General features: G+C 35.4%; 17 protein-coding genes and 1 riboswitch. Of the genes, 13 read left to right on the top strand and 4 right to left on the bottom strand.

What is annotated here, in order from left to right:
- Positions 1-5 precede the first annotated feature (5 nt).
- The 3 genes from ccoN to EG348_RS05430 form a co-directional block, all read right to left on the bottom strand.
- The gene (gene ccoN, locus EG348_RS05440) at positions 6-2,267 is read right to left on the bottom strand and encodes a cytochrome-c oxidase, cbb3-type subunit I (RefSeq protein ID WP_066754427.1); all 2,262 of its coding nucleotides are present in this window, start codon (positions 2,265-2,267) and stop codon (positions 6-8) included.
- 5 nt (positions 2,268-2,272) lie between these two features.
- A complete protein-coding gene (gene ccoS, locus EG348_RS05435; protein WP_123981359.1) occupies positions 2,273-2,497 on the bottom strand; it encodes a cbb3-type cytochrome oxidase assembly protein CcoS in 225 nt (74 codons plus the stop codon).
- A 109-nt stretch (positions 2,498-2,606) separates the two neighbouring features.
- Positions 2,607-4,985, bottom strand: a complete 2,379-nt coding sequence (locus EG348_RS05430; protein WP_123985025.1) for a heavy metal translocating P-type ATPase — start codon at positions 4,983-4,985, stop codon at positions 2,607-2,609.
- An 89-nt stretch (positions 4,986-5,074) separates the two neighbouring features.
- Here EG348_RS05430 and EG348_RS05425 point away from each other — a divergent pair, with 89 nt between their 5' ends.
- The 13 genes from EG348_RS05425 (at position 5,075) to EG348_RS05365 (ending at position 15,454) form a co-directional block, all read left to right on the top strand.
- Complete coding sequence (locus EG348_RS05425) at positions 5,075-5,788, top strand: Crp/Fnr family transcriptional regulator (RefSeq protein WP_123981357.1); 714 nt, start codon at positions 5,075-5,077, stop codon at positions 5,786-5,788.
- 64 nt (positions 5,789-5,852) lie between these two features.
- Positions 5,853-6,668, top strand: coding sequence for a 3-methyl-2-oxobutanoate hydroxymethyltransferase (gene panB, locus EG348_RS05420; RefSeq protein ID WP_123981355.1), 816 nt, complete (start codon positions 5,853-5,855; stop codon positions 6,666-6,668).
- A 9-nt stretch (positions 6,669-6,677) separates the two neighbouring features.
- Complete coding sequence (locus tag EG348_RS05415; protein WP_123981353.1) at positions 6,678-6,998, top strand: hypothetical protein; 321 nt, start codon at positions 6,678-6,680, stop codon at positions 6,996-6,998.
- A gap of 3 nt (positions 6,999-7,001) precedes the next feature.
- A complete protein-coding gene (locus EG348_RS05410; RefSeq protein WP_123981351.1) occupies positions 7,002-7,679 on the top strand; it encodes an RluA family pseudouridine synthase in 678 nt (225 codons plus the stop codon).
- Between the two features lie 8 nt (positions 7,680-7,687).
- Positions 7,688-8,530 (top strand): hypothetical protein, encoded by an 843-nt coding sequence (locus EG348_RS05405; protein WP_123981349.1) that lies wholly within the window; start codon positions 7,688-7,690, stop codon positions 8,528-8,530.
- Between the two features lie 104 nt (positions 8,531-8,634).
- A riboswitch (TPP riboswitch) is annotated at positions 8,635-8,732 on the top strand.
- Between the two features lie 64 nt (positions 8,733-8,796).
- On the top strand, positions 8,797-9,003 hold the full coding sequence (gene thiS / locus EG348_RS05400) for a sulfur carrier protein ThiS (RefSeq protein WP_123981347.1): 207 nt from the start codon (positions 8,797-8,799) through the stop codon (positions 9,001-9,003).
- Between the two features lie 24 nt (positions 9,004-9,027).
- A complete protein-coding gene (thiC, locus tag EG348_RS05395; RefSeq protein WP_123981345.1) occupies positions 9,028-10,839 on the top strand; it encodes a phosphomethylpyrimidine synthase ThiC in 1,812 nt (603 codons plus the stop codon).
- On the top strand, positions 10,836-11,420 hold the full coding sequence (locus EG348_RS05390) for a thiamine phosphate synthase (RefSeq protein WP_123981343.1): 585 nt from the start codon (positions 10,836-10,838) through the stop codon (positions 11,418-11,420). Before thiC ends, EG348_RS05390 begins: the two co-directional genes overlap by 4 nt.
- Positions 11,396-12,142 carry a hydroxymethylpyrimidine/phosphomethylpyrimidine kinase gene (locus EG348_RS05385; protein ID WP_123981341.1) on the top strand — a complete coding sequence of 249 codons (747 nt, stop codon included), beginning with the start codon at positions 11,396-11,398 and terminating at the stop codon, positions 12,140-12,142. The genes EG348_RS05390 and EG348_RS05385 overlap by 25 nt, the downstream gene beginning before the upstream one ends.
- Positions 12,143-12,145: 3 nt before the next feature.
- Positions 12,146-12,760, top strand: coding sequence for a thiamine phosphate synthase (locus tag EG348_RS05380; RefSeq protein ID WP_123981339.1), 615 nt, complete (start codon positions 12,146-12,148; stop codon positions 12,758-12,760).
- 44 nt (positions 12,761-12,804) lie between these two features.
- Complete coding sequence (locus EG348_RS05375; RefSeq protein WP_123985024.1) at positions 12,805-13,581, top strand: thiazole synthase; 777 nt, start codon at positions 12,805-12,807, stop codon at positions 13,579-13,581.
- A 10-nt stretch (positions 13,582-13,591) separates the two neighbouring features.
- Entirely contained in the window at positions 13,592-14,710 is a 1,119-nt protein-coding gene (thiH, locus tag EG348_RS05370; protein WP_123981337.1) for a 2-iminoacetate synthase ThiH, read from the top strand.
- Positions 14,711-14,743: 33 nt separating this feature from the next.
- Positions 14,744-15,454 (top strand): HesA/MoeB/ThiF family protein, encoded by a 711-nt coding sequence (locus EG348_RS05365; RefSeq protein ID WP_123981335.1) that lies wholly within the window; start codon positions 14,744-14,746, stop codon positions 15,452-15,454.
- Positions 15,455-15,596: 142 nt separating this feature from the next.
- Here EG348_RS05365 and EG348_RS05360 read toward each other — a convergent pair whose 3' ends face one another.
- Positions 15,597-17,834, bottom strand: a complete 2,238-nt coding sequence (locus EG348_RS05360; protein WP_123981333.1) for an outer membrane beta-barrel family protein — start codon at positions 17,832-17,834, stop codon at positions 15,597-15,599.
- Between the last annotated feature and the right edge of the window lie 51 nt (positions 17,835-17,885).

Here is a 17,885-nt window from a genome sequence, read left to right as displayed (position 1 = left end):
AATGTTTAGTTATTACTTGCTGTTTTTATTTCCGTTGTTTTGATATCAGTTCCTAATCTTTGTAGGTAAGAGATAAGAGCTACAATCTCTTTTTTCTCTAATTCTCCTTTAGGTCTCTTAGCATAAGCATCTTTTAAGTCAGCTGCTTCAGAGAAGATATCTTTTACAATTTTAGAAGCCTGGTTGTCTGCCCATGCATTAGCAGAATCTATCTGAGGTTTTGTATATGGTACATCGAAAGTGTTTTTCATTAGTAACATTTTATCAACCATTTTAGATCTGTCTAAGTTGGTAGCAATTAACCAAGGGTAACGAGGCATGATAGAACCGGCAGATGTAGATCTTGGGTTATACATGTGCTTGTAGTGCCAAGAACTTGGGTTTTTACCTCCTTCTCTATGTAAATCTGGTCCTGTTCTTTTTGATCCCCATAAGAATGGTCTATCATATACAAACTCTCCAGCTTTTGAATACTGTCCGTTTTTACCATTGAATCTCGTGATCTCATCTCTGAATGGTCTTACCATCTGAGAGTGACAAGCATTACACCCTTCACGGATATAAAGATCTCTACCTTCCAATTCAAGTGGTGAATATGGTTTTACTGCTGAAATCGTCGGTACACTTTTCTTAAGAGATAGTGTAGGGATGATCTCTACAGAACTACCGATAGATATTGTTAAGAAAGATAAGATTCCTAATAATACAGGTGTTCTTTCTAACCAAAGGTGAGTACCTTCTCCTTCTTTTCTGTTTTTTCCGATGTTTGCCAAAGCAGGTGCTTCTGCAGGGACTTCTTTTTGGAATGATCCTTTTCTTACAGTAGCTACAACGTTAACGATCATTAAAATTGCTCCAGAGATATAGAATAATCCTCCTACGAATCTCATTTTGAAGTAAGGGATGATCGCTGTTACTGTATCCAACCAGTTTTTATACATTAAAGTTCCGTCCGGATTAAATTGTTTCCACATTAACCCTTGAGTAAATCCTGAGATATACATTGGTACAGCATAGAAAATAATTCCTAATGTACCTAACCAGAAGTGCCAGTTAGCTAATTTTACTGAGTATATTTTTGTTCTCCACAATATTGGTACCAAATAATAGATAACCCCGAATGCCATGAAACCATTCCATCCAAGAGCTCCTAAGTGTACGTGACCGATAACCCAGTCTGTAAAGTGACCAATTTTGTTGATGTTTTTTGTTGCTAAAAGCGGTCCTTCAAACGTTGCCATACCATAACAAGTAACTGCAACTACAAAGAACTTCAAGATAGGATTTTCTCTTACCTTATCCCAAGCTCCTCTTAATGTAAGAAGCCCGTTCAGCATTCCTCCCCAAGATGGTGCAATAAGCATAATTGAGAAACCTGTTCCCACTGCCTGAGCCCAAGCCGGAAGTGCTGTATACTGAAGGTGGTGAGGACCAGCCCAGATATATACGAAAATTAATGACCAGAAGTGAATAATAGACAGTTTGTATGAGAAAACCGGTCTGTCAGCAGCTTTTGGTAAGAAGTAATACATCAAACCTAAAACCGGAGTTGTCAATACGAATGCTACTGCATTGTGACCATACCACCATTGTACGATAGCATCTTTTACCCCAGCATATGCTGAATAAGATTTCCAACCTGTGAAAGATAATGGAACTTCTAAGTTGTTAAAAATGTGAAGCATTGCCACAGCGATCCAAGTACCTATATAGAACCAGATAGCTACATAAAGGTGTCTTACTCTTCTCTTTGCAATTGTTAAGAACATGTTTGCTCCGAAAATGATCCATGAGAATGCAATTAATATGTCAATTGGCCATTCATGTTCTGCGTACTCTTTAGAGGTATTGATCCCCATAAAGAAAGTAACGAACGTAGCAACAATCATAAATTGCCAAGTCCAGAAATGTAACCATGACAATGTGTCGCTGTACATTCTTGTTTTTAATAATCTCTGTAATGAGTAATAAATACCGGTATAAACGATATTACATACAAATGCAAAGATCACGGTGTTGGTGTGCAACATCCTGATTCTACCAAAACCAAATGCCCCATGTGTGTTTATTAAGCCTTGGATGTTACCACTCTTCAAACTCTGAATCGTAGTATCATCTGTTCCGAATAAAAATTCAGGAAGTTCCGGGTAGAAAAGCATTAACGCTGCCGTAAGCCCAAACAAGAACCCAATAAGCCCAAAAACTATGGTCGCGTAAAGGAATGCCCGAACAATACTGTTGTCATAACTAAACTTTTGTGTCTCCATATCAACTATTCACTTTTTTCTTCAATTTTATTATTTTCTCCTATTTCTTTCTTGCTGGGTTTTTTGCCATCATCTTCTTTTTCCTTGATTTCGCCTGAGTCAAAGAGGATTCGCACAGCCGGAGATTCATCATCTTCAAACTGTCCTTTCCTGGCATTGACTATAAATACGACCAAGAAAATTGCAGCCAAAGAAACACTGCAGAGGATCATTAAATATAGAATATCCATTTGACAACAAAATTAACCTATTTTCAGGGCTCAAATTTAGTGAAAAATAATGATATTAATCACGAAATAGCTGCACTTGCTAATTTAAAATCAGTCTAAATAAGGGCTTTTAAGCGTGTTTTTTGAAATACTTTCTTCCAAGTATCCATGTTGAAACAGTTGTGAATGTAACTACAGTGATGGAGCTTGCGGGCATTATCAGTGCAGCAAAAAGCGGATGCATGTGGCCTGTAACGGCATAGCTTAATCCCACGATATTGTATAAAAAACTAATTATGAATGTCATTTTTACAATAGTGATCGAGCCTTTACAAACATTTAAATAGTTGTCAAGAGTTACCACTTTATCACCATTCATGATGACATCTGATGACGGAGTAAAGCTATTGGTATCATCGGCAATTGCGATTCCTACATTGCTTTGTTTAAGGGCTCCGGCGTCATTTAAGCCGTCTCCAAGCATAGCAACTTTTAAGTTTTTGTCTTGAAGATTTTTGATATAATTAAGTTTGTCTTCCGGGCTTTGATTAAAAGCCATAGCCTGACAATTTGGAATTAATTCTTTTAATTGATTTTCTTCTGAAGAGTTGTCTCCACTCAGAATATAAATTTTATAGTTCGTTAATTTTTTAAATAAGTCTTTAAGTTTGGCACGATATTCATTTTTAAAGATGAATTTTCCTAAAAACGCATCATTTTTACTGATATAGACTGCAGTTTCAAGATTCTTGGATTCCTGATTATTATAACGTGCAGAACCAATTTTATAAATATTCCCTCTTACATTCGCTTCGTAACCTTTTCCTGAGATCTCCTGAAAACTTTCAACAGGGAAATATTCATCCTTAGACTCAATGAATTCATATAAAGATTTGGAAAGTGGGTGGTTTGAGTTTTTTAATAAAGTTTTGATATTTAATAAATCAAATTCCTGAATTTCAGGGCCTTCATATTTGATATTTGATTTTTTTCTGTGGGTAATTGTTCCTGTTTTGTCAAAAACAATGGTATTGATCTTTGCAATTTTTTCAATCGTTAAAGTATCTTTTACATAGAATTTATTTCTACCTAAAATCCTCATAATGTGACCGAAAGTAAATGGAGCAGACAGCGCAAGTGCACACGGACAAGCAATAATTAAAATCGCTGAAACAACCTGGAACATAGTATTTAAATCAATAAAATACCAATAAGTTCCTGCAACTAAAGCAATGCCTAAAATGATGAATGTGAAATATTTACTAACGTTATTTGTTAACGTATCGAGTCCGGTTTCGTGCTTCTTAAAAGCTTCTTTATTCCAAAGTTGGGTTAAATAACTTTGATCAACATTTTTAATAACTTCCAGTTCTAAAGAAGATCCAACCTGTTTTCCTCCCGCGAAAATTTTGTCTCCTGGCTGTTTGCTGATGCTCTCACTTTCTCCGGTAATAAAACTGTTGTCAATATTTCCTTCTCCGTTGATCAGAATTCCGTCAACAGGGATAATTTCCTGATTTCTAACTAAAATTCTGTCACCAACTTTTATTTCAGACAATAAAATATTATCCTGCTTTCCTTCAAAATCAACTTTCGTTACGGCAATCGGGTAGAAAGATTTGTAATCCCTATCATATGAAAGAGCGCTATATGTTCTTTTTTGGAAAATTTTCCCGAGAAGCATGAAGAATAAAAGTCCACAAAGCGTGTCGAAATATCCTGGGCCATAATCTGTTACTACTTCATAAATACTTCTTCCGTATAGAACAAAAATTCCTAAAACAATCGGAACATCAATATTGACAATCTTGTTTTTTAAACCATACCAGGCAGATTTATAATAATCAGATGCTGAATAAAATACAACAGGTGTTGCCAGAAGGAATATCAATGTTCTGAATAAACCTTTATAATGTTCCATCCAATAATCTTCCCCTCCAATATATTCAGGGAAGGCAAGGAACATTCCGTTACCAAAAGCAAAGGCGGCAATGGCAAATTTCACCAATAAAGATTTGTCAAGATGATCTTCATTTTTATCAGCTGTTTCAAGACTGATAACCGGTTTGTATCCTAGATTGGTTAAAAATTTAGCTAGTTCGCTTAATTTTAGATCGTTATGGTTGAATGAAACCTGTAAGGTCTTCCTTGTGAAGTTAACCTGAGAATATTTAATATTTTCATTTAATGTATGAAGACTTTCTAAAAGCCAAATACAAGAAGAACAATGTATTACAGGGACTTTGAATGTGATCAAACTTGTGTTTCCTTCCGAGAAATCCGTCACTTTATCAAAGATCTCCGGAGTGTCTAAATAATCAAATTGCGAAGAATTTTCATCACTTGGACGTATTCCGGCTGTTTTATTTAATTCGTAAAAATTACTTAAGTTATTGGTATTCAGAATTTCGTAGACAGATTTACAACCGTTGCAACAGAAGATCCTTTCATCAAAAAGAATTCTTTCCTTTTCTATACCTTGTCCGCAATGAAAACAGTTCTCGCTCACCTCCATAAATTATTGACTTACAAAATTATAACATTTTTTTTTGTTTATCGTTTTAAAATGTGCTATTTTTGTGATAAATGTCATATAAAATGTCGCAGGAACAACAGATTGCAATTGAAGAGAGGTTCGCCAGAGTTTTTAATGATAAATCATTCAAGGAAAGACTTACTAGTGCAGATTTTGAGAAGTATATCAACGCCAAAAAAAGGTTGAGTTTTCAAAAGCACGATACCATTTTCGAAGACGGAGAAACTCCAAAAGGAGTGTACTTTTTAGAAAAAGGTGCCGCTAAGCTATCCAAATCGGGAGCTTTCGGGAAAGACCAGATTTTGAGATTTATTAAAGAAGGTGATATCATCGGCTACCGATCTTTGCTTTGTGGAGAAAATTTTCAAGCCAAAGCAGAAGCAATGACAGATATTGAGTGTATTTTTCTTCCTGCCGAAGTTTTTATGTATCTTCTGGAGGTAGATCCTCAATTGTCTTTCGTGATGCTTCAAAAAATTTCTTACGAATTAGGAGAATCTTCTAATACCATCACTTTCTTAGCGCAAAAAACGGTAAGAGAAAGGTTGGCTGAAATTCTGATTCTATTGGAACAGAAGTTAGGCGTTGATCCTGAGGGATTTATCAAAATTTCTTTAACAAGAGAAGAAATTGCAAACATCATCGGAACCGCTACTGAAAGCGCGATCCGTCTCATCTCTGAATTTAAAGGAGACAGTCTCATCGAAGTAGACGGTAGAAATATCAAAATTCTGAATCACGATAAATTAATGAAACTAGGACACGTAGTTTTATAAATCATACAAAAAAAACTTAAGTCGGCGGAAGCCGACTTTTTAACTTTTAAAAAATAGATAAATTATGTCTGTTCACTCTGAAATTAAAAAAGTTACGACTGAAACCTTGCGTAAAATGAAATTCGACAAGGAGAAAATTACAATGCTTACTGCTTACGATTTTACCACAGCTAAAATGGTAGATGCAGGCGGAATTGATGCTGTTTTGATAGGAGATTCTGCAGCGAATGTAATGGCTGGGTTTGAAACTACTTTGCCTATTACTTTAGATCAGATGATTTACCATGCCCAAAGTGTTGTTCGTGGAACAGACAGAGCGTTGGTAGTGGCAGACTTACCTTTCGGAACCTATCAGAGTAACCCTGAAAAAGCGTTAGAATCTGCGGTGAGAATGATGAAAGAAGGCGGTGCTCACGCTGTAAAAATCGAAGGGGGAAAAGAAATATCAAAATCTATCAAAAAAATTATCAACGCAGGGATTCCTGTGATGGGACATTTAGGGTTGACACCTCAGTCAATTTATAAATTCGGAACATATAAAGTGAGAGCAAAAGATGAAGCAGAAGCTGAGAAGCTAATCGCTGATGCACAACTTTTGGAAGAATTAGGATGTTTTGCAATTGTTTTAGAGAAAATTCCGGCTGATTTGGCTAAAAAAGTAAGCGAAAGCATTACCATTCCAACAATCGGAATCGGAGCGGGACCAGATTGTGACGGTCAGGTTTTGGTTTATCACGATATGGTTGGGATGAATCAAGGTTTTAGCCCGAAATTTTTAAGAAGATATCTTGATCTTTATACTGAAATTACAGGCGCAGTTGCTCAATATGTAAAAGACGTAAAAAACGTTGAATTTCCGAACGAAAAAGAAAGCTATTAATATTTTTTAATGAGAAACCAACAAACAATACAAGGAATTATTTCCGTAATTGCTGTGATTTGCCTTGCAGCGGGATGGTTTAATTTATTTTCTCCGGAGGTAAGTAATATACTTTCCAAAAGAGTGTTTTATGTAATTATAGGAATAAGTTTCGTTCTTCAGGCTCCTTTTCTTTCCAATAAAAACTTCACTTATCCAATGTATATCGCTGCGGCTCTTTGTATTGTAGGTGCATTTTTACCTTTGGATTCAAGATTGTCGGGAATGAAAACATTAGGACTTCTGGGAGGGATTATTCTTTCTTTTTCAAACAGACAAAGACAGGCTTAAAAAATGGAGGAGCAGATTGTTTATGAAGACAACCATCTTTTGGTGATAAACAAAAAAGTAGGTCAGCTTGTACAAGGTGATAAAACTGGTGACGAATCGTTATTGGATTCCATCAAAAATTTTATAAAAATAAGAGATGCTAAACCGGGAAATGTTTTTCTCGGTTTGGTTCATCGTATAGACCGTCCGACTTCAGGATTAGTTATTTATGCTAAAACTTCCAAAGCACTTTCCCGTTTAACGCAAATGGTTAAAAACAGGGAGGTGAAAAAAACGTACTGGGCGGTTGTTGCTAAAGAAATGATTCCGCAAAGTCAGCGTTTGGTTCATTATTTACAGAAAAACGAAAAAAACAATAAAGCCATTGTCTTCACAAAAGTAACGGACGGAGCAAAAGAAGCAATTCTTACGTATCATGTTATTAAAAAGTTGGATAATTATCTTTTGCTTGAAATTGATTTGGAAACAGGAAGACATCATCAAATTCGTGCTCAGTTATCTAAAAGTGGAGTTCCTATTAAAGGAGATCTAAAATACGGCGCACCTCGCTCCAATCCCGATGGCGGAATTAATCTTCACGCTAGAAAACTGGAATTTATACACCCGGTCACCAAAGAAAATATTGAAATTATTGCTCCCGTTCCGCAAAATGATGCGATTTGGAGAGCTTGTGAAAACTAAAAACTACTATGAAACTTAAATTATTTTTCTTCGCCACATTGTTGGCTTTTACCTCTTGTTCAAGTAATGATGATGAAGTAACAACTGAGACTACTCAGCAAGTAAATGTAAACACAAGTAAAGTGTCTTGGAATTTTCCTATTTTATCACAACCCTCTGCTGGAAATGAATATAATTATACTTTTGAGTATGATGCTCAGGGAAGAGTAACTAAAAAAGTAGGAGGGAAGTTGGGACTTTCCGGAAGTACGGGTTTTCCTTATGCTTATTCGAAATCAGCTTATACAACTATATCTTACACTGGAAACATGGCAACTATGAAAAATTATAGTGGAAATCCTGGTTTTACTGTTTTGTTGGAAGAAAGAAAGTTTGAGTTTGATAATCAAGGGAGAGTTGTTAAGTTAATTATTCCGTATATTAATAATCAATATTTAGATCAGCATTTGACATATACTTATGATTCTTCAGGAAAATTGACACAAATTCTAACTGAATATCCTAATATGCCATATGATCCAAACGAACCCGAAGATTATATTTGGACATATGTCGAAAAATTTAGTTATAATACTTCAGGTAATTTAGAAAAAGTAACCAAAACGGAAAAGCATAACAATATTGATGCTTATGTAACGAATGAAATGACGTTTGATAATTTTGATTCTGCAGAAAATCCATTTAAAAATTTAGGCGTTTTTGAAGATTATTTCTACTTATCATTATCAAAAAATAATCCTCAAAGAAGAATCTCAAAAGAGTATAAACCTTATAGTTCAGAGTTTTTTCTGAGTCAATCAAATTGGACCAATCAATACAATTCTGATGGAAGTCTGAAGCTTTTTTACTAAAGAAATATTTAAAATAAAATTGAAGACTGTCTCAAATCGAGATGGTCTTTTTCATTTCAAATAAAATTCAATTTTGCACATTTCAAAAAAATAACTACCTTCGTCCCATACTTTAGGGGTGTCTGTTGACAAACAGACTGAGACTTTACCCTTTGAACCTGATCTGGATCATACCAGCGTAGGGAAAAGTGAGATGACTTTTTGTTGTGCTTTCTATGCACAATGGTGGCCATTCCTAAAGTGAAATGTTTAATTAAAACTTTGGAATGGAACTCACAATCAACCACACACGAAAAACTTTTGCTGAACTTCCCGAAAATCTGGAAGCACTTTTGGCTATGGAACTCCCCGGAAAAAGGAAAGGTATTGCCGTAGCGCTCAACAATCGTATCATTCCGCAGTCGGCCTGGCTGGAAACATTTCTTAAAGACAACGATTCTATTTTAATCATTACTGCTACGCAAGGCGGTTAACTCTCATAAAAAACCAATCATTTTATGGCTCATAAAATCACACGTTCGCCGTTTCCGAACTCAAAAAAAATCTATGTTGAAGGGAAAATTCATCCGATCAATGTAGCAATGCGCGAAATACACTTAAGTCCGACAAAACTCACCAACGGAACTTTAGAAGAAAATCTGCCTGTCACAATTTACGATACATCAGGACCTTACACAGACGAGAATTCAGAAATTGATATCGAGAAAGGACTTCCAAGAATCAGAGAACAATGGATTTTGGATAGAAATGATGTAGAAATTCTAGATGGAATTACTTCAAATTATGGAAAAAAACGTCTCGCTGATTCAAAACTGGATGAACTGCGTTTTTCTTACAATCACAAACCGAAAGTTGCTAAGGAAGGACAAGAAGTTACCCAATTGTACTACGCAAGACAGGGAATCATTACTCCCGAAATGGAATACATTGCCATCAGAGAAAACCAAAAGATCGAACAACTGGATTCTGTTTCAAAAGACATGGCTTTTCAACATCCGGGGAACAATTTTGGGGCAAGAACTCCTAAAAGTAAAATCACACCCGAATTTGTAAGAGACGAAATTGCAGCCGGAAGAGCAATCATTCCCAACAACATCAATCACCCCGAAAGCGAACCGATGATTATCGGGAGAAATTTCTTGGTTAAAATTAATGCCAATATCGGAAACAGTGCTGTTTCATCAAGTATCGAAGAAGAAGTTGAAAAAGCAGTCTGGGCTTGCCGTTGGGGAGCTGACACTATTATGGATCTTTCAACAGGAAAAAACATCCACGAAACTAGGGAATGGATTATCAGAAACAGCCCGGTTCCAATTGGTACCGTTCCGATTTATCAGGCGTTGGAAAAAGTAAAAGGTGTTGCAGAAGATCTGACTTGGGAAATTTTTAAAGATACATTGATCGAACAGGCAGAACAGGGAGTTTCTTACTTCACGATTCACGCCGGAGTTTTGTTGAGATATATCCACTTAACAGCAAAACGTGTGACGGGAATTGTTTCCCGAGGAGGTTCTATCATGGCAAAATGGTGCTTATTTCATCATAAAGAAAACTTTTTGTACACGCATTTTGAGGAAATTTGCGAAATCATGAAAAAATATGACGTTGCCTTTTCTTTGGGAGACGGTCTTCGTCCAGGTTCAATTGCCGATGCGAATGATGAAGCACAATTTGCAGAATTGGAGACTTTAGGTGAATTAACGAAAATCGCATGGAAACACAATGTTCAGGTGATGATTGAAGGTCCAGGTCACGTTCCGATGCATATGATCAAAGAAAATATGGAGAAGCAATTAGAAGTATGTGATGAAGCACCGTTTTACACATTAGGTCCTTTGACGACAGATATTGCACCAGGTTACGACCATATTACTTCGGGAATCGGAGCGGCAATGATTGGCTGGTTCGGTTGTGCGATGTTGTGTTATGTGACACCGAAAGAACATTTAGGACTTCCCAATAAAGAAGATGTAAAAGTTGGAGTTATTACCTATAAACTGGCTGCTCATGCTGCAGATTTAGCGAAAGGTCATCCGGGCTCACAATACAGGGACAACGCTTTGAGTAAAGCCAGATTTGAATTCAGATGGGAAGATCAGTTCAATCTTTCATTAGATCCGGATACGGCAAGGTCTTATCACGATGAAACACTTCCGGCGGACGGCGCAAAGATTGCGCATTTCTGTTCGATGTGCGGACCAAAATTCTGTTCGATGAAAATTACACAGGAAATCCGTGAGTCTGCAGAAAAAGGAATGTTCGACAAATCACAGGAATTCATCGAAAAAGGGAAAGAAATCTATATATGATCATCGTAATCACTCCAGAAGAAATGATGAAGAACGAAACTGAATTGATTAATGAATTATTTCAGCAAGGATTGGATTTACTTCATATTAGAAAGCCTTTCATCAATTCAGTAGAAATGGCGGATTTTATTCAAAATATAAATTCAGAGTTTCATCACCAATTGGTGTTGCACGGTCATTATGATTTGGCGAAAGATTTTAATATTTCAAGATTTCATTTCAGAGAAATTGACAGGCAAAATGGGTTGTATAAATCTTTCTTAGATAAAACAATTTCAACGTCTGTTCATAATATTGAAACTTTTAATCAATTAAGTGAAGATTGGGAATATGCTTTTATAAGTCCGGTTTTTCCGAGTATTTCTAAAAAAGGATATGGAGAAAATTCAACGATTTTAAATGATATTAAAAAACAAGATAATCCAAATGTTAAGCTGATTGCTTTGGGAGGAATTAATGAAAAAAATATCAATGAAGCTTTCGAACATGGAGTAGACGGAGTGGCTTTGTTAGGCACAATATGGGAAAGTGATGAACCATTAAATGTTTTCAAAAAATGCAGACAGAATATCCTTTCGTAATGAGTATTGCAGGCTACGATCCAAGTGGTGGAGCCGGTTTGTTGGCGGACATAAAGACATTTGAACAATTGAAAGTTCAGGGATTGGGAGTTTGTACGGCAATGACTTTACAGACAGAATCTCAATGTTTAAGTCTGAATTGTCAGCCTTTGGAAGAAATTTTATCTGCAATTGATGTTTTAATGAAAAGTTATTATGTCGTAGCAATTAAAATTGGAGTGGTAAAAGATGCTAAATTTTTAACTCAAATTGTAGAAAAAATCAAATCTATTAATCCTGAAGCAAAAATTGTTTGGGACCCGGTTTTGAAAAGCACTTCTGAGTTTTCTTTTTTTGATTTGAGCACAATTTCTGAGGTGGAAAATATTTTAAAACAAATTGATTTAATTACACCAAACTATAACGAATACAATATTTTGCAGGAATTTAATCTTTTTGAAAATACGAAAAATTCATGTTCTGTTTTAATTAAAGGAGGGCATCGGGAAGATCAATTAGGAACAGATATTTTATTGGAGAATGGAAAAGAAACTTCAATTCATCCAACTGATAAAACTTCTGTTTATTATCCAAAACATGGCTCCGGTTGTGTGCTTTCTTCTGCGATTGCGAGCCATTTAGCTTTAGGAAAAAATGTAGAAGAAGCCTGTCGAAACGGAAAATTATACATTGAAAATTTTTTAACAAGTAATCCTGCTTTGCTAGGATTTCATTCAAATTAAATAATGGAAAAATTACAATACATATCTCAAGGATTTACCATAGAAGATCAGGAGCTGAACATCCGAAAAGCCCTTGATAATGGTGTAAAATGGATACAGGTTCGTTGGAAAAATGCTCCTGAAAATGAATTCATCAAACTTTGTGAAATTTCAAAAAAATTATGCTCGGATAATCAGAAGGTTTGTATCATTAACGACCATGTTCAGATTGCAAAAGAGATCGATGCAGACGGTGTTCATTTGGGATTAAAAGATACTTCCATAGAAATTGCGAGACATATTTTAGGAGAAAATAAAATCATTGGAGGAACGGCAAATACCATTTCAGATGTTCTTCAAAGGATGAATGAACCGTGTGATTATATTGGTTTGGGACCGTTGAGATTTACTTCAACCAAAGAACAATTGAGTCCGGTTTTAGGTTTTGAAGGGTACGGAAAAATTATCCAAAATTTAAAAGAAAGATCATTAGAAATTCCAAAAATATTTGCTATCGGTGGAGTCGTTCTGAGTGACATTGAATTATTACAAAAAATCGGAATTTACGGAGTGGCAATTTCGGGGCAAATTACCAATCAGCCTTCCATTATCAACGAATTTAAAACCGTTTTACAATGAAATCACAGATTCCATATGGCTTAAAAAAAAATAGAAATTATCATATGAAAAATCAACCATTAATAATAGCACATAGAACTTTCGAATCGAGATTGTTTTTAGGAACAGGAAAATTCGGAAAACTTTCGGAAATGACAGATTCCATCATCGCTTCAGGTAGCGAAATGGTAACAATGGCGTTAAAAAGAATAGATTCTCAATCTTCAGAAGATGATTTATTGAATGCTTTAAAACCTACAAAATCTCATCTTTTACCCAATACTTCAGGAGCGAGAACAGCCAAAGAAGCCGTTTTGGCGGCACAATTGGCAAGAGAAGCCTTGGAAACAAATTGGATAAAATTGGAAATTCATCCTGACCCAAAATATTTATTACCCGATCCGATTGAAACGTTGTATGCGACAGAAGAATTGGCAAAATTAGGGTTCATCGTAATGCCTTACATTCACGCTGATCCGGTGTTGTGCAAGCGTTTGGAAGATGTAGGAACAGCAGTTGTAATGCCTCTGGGAGCGCCGATTGGAACGAATAAAGGACTGAGAACATTAGATTTTTTAGAAATAATTATCAGTCAGAGCAACGTTCCTGTTGTTGTTGATGCAGGAATTGGTGCGCCTTCCGATGCGGCAAAAGCGATGGAAATGGGGGCTGATGCGGTTTTGGTGAATACGGCGATTGCGGTTGCTAGAAATCCGGTGAATATGGCATTGGCTTTTAAAGAAGGTGTAATTGCAGGAAGAAGAGCTTTTGAATCCGGTTTGGGAGCAATTGGAAACCACGCAGAAGCATCAAGTCCGCTGACGTCTTTTTTGTTTGATTAAACTTAATTTTATGAAGAGTTTTAAAGATTTTTTTGAAAAATATCAATGGGATGAAATAAAGGCAAAACTTGAAAAAGTGACGTTATCCGATGTTGAAAATAGTCTTCAAAAAAAGAATAAAACAATAGAAGATTTCCTGAATTTTCTTTCCCCCGTTGCTGCTCAGAAATTAGAGTTAATGGCAACAATTACACAGAAACTTACTCAAAAACGATTCGGGAAAACGATTCAGTTGTACGCGCCGTTGTATTTGAGTAATGAATGTCAGAATATCTGTACATACTGCGGTTTTAGTTTGGATAATTCGATTAAAAGGAAGACACTTTCTGATACAGAATTGATGATTGAAGCTACGGTTTTAAAATCAATGGGTGTGAATCATGTGTTGCTGGTAAGCGGTGAAGCGAATAAAACGGTTGGAATTGATTATTTTTTGAATGCAGTTCGTTTGTTGAAGCCCCATTTTGCAAATATTTCAATTGAAGTTCAGCCTTTGTCGGAGGAAGAATACCAGCAGCTTCATTATACAGGAGTCAATGCTGTTCTAGTGTATCAGGAAACCTATCATCAGGAAGTTTACAAAGAATATCATCCAAAAGGAAAGAAATCAAATTTCAATTTTCGTCTGGAAACACCCGACAGAATTGGGAAAGCAGGAATTCATAAAATGGGATTGGGCGTTTTGCTCGGTCTGGAAGATTGGCGAGTTGACAGCTTTTTTAATGCCCTTCATATCGATTATCTTCAAAAGCAATATTGGAAAAGTAAATTTTCGGTTTCATTTCCGAGGCTTCGACCTGCCGAAGGAATTATCGAACCGAATTTTATAATGTCCGACAGAGATTTATTACAATTAATTTGTGCTTACAGAATTTGGAATGAAGATTTGGAAATATCCATTTCGACCAGAGAAAACGAAAAATTCAGAGATCATATCATTTCACTGGGAGCAACGGCGATGAGTGCGGCTTCAAAGACCAATCCTGGTGGTTATGCGGTTGACAAAGAGTCTTTAGAACAATTTGAGACCAGCGATGAAAGAAGTATGGATGAAATTAAAAATGTGATTAAAAAATTCGGTTATGATCCTGTGATGAAGGATTGGGATGCTGTGTACAGTGGAATTTAATAAAATCTTAATGGCTCAAATTAAAATAGCATAATGAAAAGCGAAGATATTTTTGCCCGATACAGCCGCCAGATTTTTATTGAAGAAATCGGTTTGGAAGGTCAACGAAAAATCATGAATTCAAAAGTCCTTGTAATTGGAGCTGGCGGATTGGGAAGTCCTGTTATTCAGTATTTAGCGGCGGCTGGAGTTGGGACTTTAGGTGTAGCAGATTTTGATGAGGTTGAACTGCATAATTTAAACCGACAAATTATTCATAATGAAAATTCCGTTGGAAAATCTAAGGTTAAAAGTGCGGAAGAATTTGTAAAAAAGCTTAATCATCATGTCAATTTTATTGGAATTGAAAATAAGATTGACGAATCAAATGCTGAAGAAATTCTTTCTCGGTTTGATCTCATTATTGACGGTTCTGATAATTTTAAAACACGATATTTAATTAATGATGTCTGTGTAAAACTTGGAAAACCTCTAGTTTACGGAAGTATTTTAGGGTTTTCGGGACAGGTTGCCATATTTAATTATAATAAAAGTAAAAATTTAAGAGATCTATTTCCGGAACCTCCTTTTGATGAAAATCTTCCTGATTGTGATAGTCTTGGAGTTTTGGGGGCTTTATCGGGAATTGTAGGAAGCATGATGGCGAATTTAGCTTTAAAAACAATGACGGATTTACCTTTACAATTAAATCAAATAACGTTAATTGATACTTTGGAGTGGAGATTTCAAACGATTGAGTTTTAGATTTAAAAATAAATTTGCACAAACATTTTTCACGAATAACACAAATGAAATGACTGTGTAAGTTTTGCCTAAAGCCATTTGAATTTTTTGCATAAAAAAACGGGCTAAAGCCCGTTCCTATTAATGTTCTTTTATATTTGAACTATTTTTCTTGTTGCAATACACCGCCGTTGTCTTCTTTTTTAGTGTTGTTTAAGATGTTTGAATCTACTTTTGCCAGTTTGTTTTTTGTAGGGATTTTGTAATTAATAGATAGGCCAAAGTTTCTGGTGTCATATTTATTTCTCATGAATACACCTTCACCACCTCCCGGCACATTAGAACGTACCTGCATAGCCTGACCGTTGAAAATATCATTTGCAAAAACGGAAAGTGTAAGCCTGTTATCCATAAATTTTTTAGTCAACGTAATATCTAATGAATTGTTGAATGGTTTTTCTGCTGTAAAGTAAAAATATCCCGCTTTTGGAGTCATATAACTGTAATTGGCGGTTAGTTTTATCTCTTTAGGCAAAATTATTTGCGTCATGATATTGAAAATCCAGAAGCCTTTATTGTTTAAATTATCGATTTCATGTTTCTGGTAACCAGCATATAAATACATGAAATTAATTTTATCGGGATTAAAATCAAACTTCATGATCTCACTGAAAGGTTTGCTGAAAACCATAAACGGAATCGGAAGCCCAACATTGAAATTGTGAATTCTCATGTTTGAAATATTCACCTGTTCGTTGTAAAGATTTTTACCGTCTTTTCTAATTATTTGAGCCACTTGATTTTTAGCAGAGCTCACGCTATATCCTATAAAAGCGTAATCAAAAGCCGAAATTTTCAACTCATAATTATCAAAAATGGTAGGTTGAAGATCCGGGTTTCCTGTTATTTGTGTATTAGGGCCTCCAAATGTATTGTTATTGGGGTTTAAAGCTGAAATACTCGGTAAGCTAATCTTCTTATTGTAGTTTGCAGCCACATAAACCTGCTTCATCAAGTTATACTGTACACTCGCATTCGGAAACAATTTAAATTTATTGAAAGTTCTTAAATCTTTTTGAACCACAGTATTTGTGTTGTCTAAAACTCTCGTTACTCCCGAAATATCATAATTTTCGGCACGGGATCCTAAAATAAAATCAAATTTCTTCAATTTTGCCTGAAATTCTAAATAAGTAGATGCCGTTTGTCTTTGGTATTCTAGATTTCTAAGCCCTTTACTGTCAGTGTCAAAATTTTGTTTTTCATATAAACCTCCGAAACTTACTTTTCCTTCGTCAAGAATTTTTAAAGGCTGGGAATAATCTATCTTAAAGTTGGCAATTCTCATATCAGAACTGTTGTCAAGAATGGTTCCGTCGCTGAATGAGAAAGCAGTGTTAGGTGTTGTATCTGTATAAAATCCGTTTCTGAAAATATTATCTTGAGAGAATTTGTTATCAGATTTTGTATAGCTGAATTGAAAGTCAAGCTTTTTTAATTTATCATCAAATCGTTTTTGATAAGTAACAACAGCTTCTTGACGTAGATTATTAGTATATGCAATGTCTGAGGCATCAAAGATAATATCTCTATTATAAAAACCTGCCGGAAGACTTGCATTAGGAAATTGTACTACGGCTTCACCTTTACTTAAAGTTCCGTTGGTATTATTGTTATGGTAAATATCATAATTTAATAATAATTTGTCTTCACCAATATCAAAAGTTAGTCCTGATTTTGCAAAATATCCTCTTCCGATTCTGTCTGTATTACTTAACAATAAATCATTTTGATTAGTATTTAGCATACTTTCTCGGTAATTCTGCCCAGCTGTGAATTGCCAGCCGAAATATTTATTTCTTGCATTTAGGGTTAATGAATTACTCGTTCTGTTTCTGAATTTATCATAATTCGTGAAAGAATAATTCCCAGAATAGGTTGCTGTTAAATATTTATTTGCATTTTTATTGGTAATAATATTCATTATCGCCCCTCCTGAAGTTGCTGGAAATTCTGCGCCGGGTTGCGTAATTACTTCAATTCTGTCTACAGAATTGGCGGGCATTCCTTCAAGGAAAGAATTCAGCTCGTTGGTTGTAATATTTAAAGGTCTGCCGTTAAGATAAACATCAAGCACTTTCCCCTGATACATCATTCCTGCGATGTCTGTAGAAACGAGTCCGGGAAGTTTTTTGATGCCTTCTAGAACGCTTCCGTTGTTTAGTTGTGGCTGTTCCGAAAAGTCGAAAATCGTACGGTCTGCTTTTTGTTCAACGGCTTTTTTAGTTTTGGTGATCGTTACACCTTCAATTTGTTTCTCTTTTACTTCATTATTTGGTTTTTCTTGGGCATAAGTGAATATAGCTCCTAGAAAGGATAGGGTAATAATTGTTTTTTTCATTTTGTTTTTTTACTTCTAGCCGATTAGACGCACAAAAGGAAATTTTGTTAC

Source organism: Chryseobacterium sp. G0201, assembly GCF_003815655.1.
In the GTDB taxonomy this organism is placed as follows: Bacteria; Bacteroidota; Bacteroidia; order Flavobacteriales; family Weeksellaceae; genus Chryseobacterium.
The sequence above is the reverse complement of the archived record's forward strand: the minus strand, read 5'-3'. Positions and strand labels throughout refer to the sequence as shown.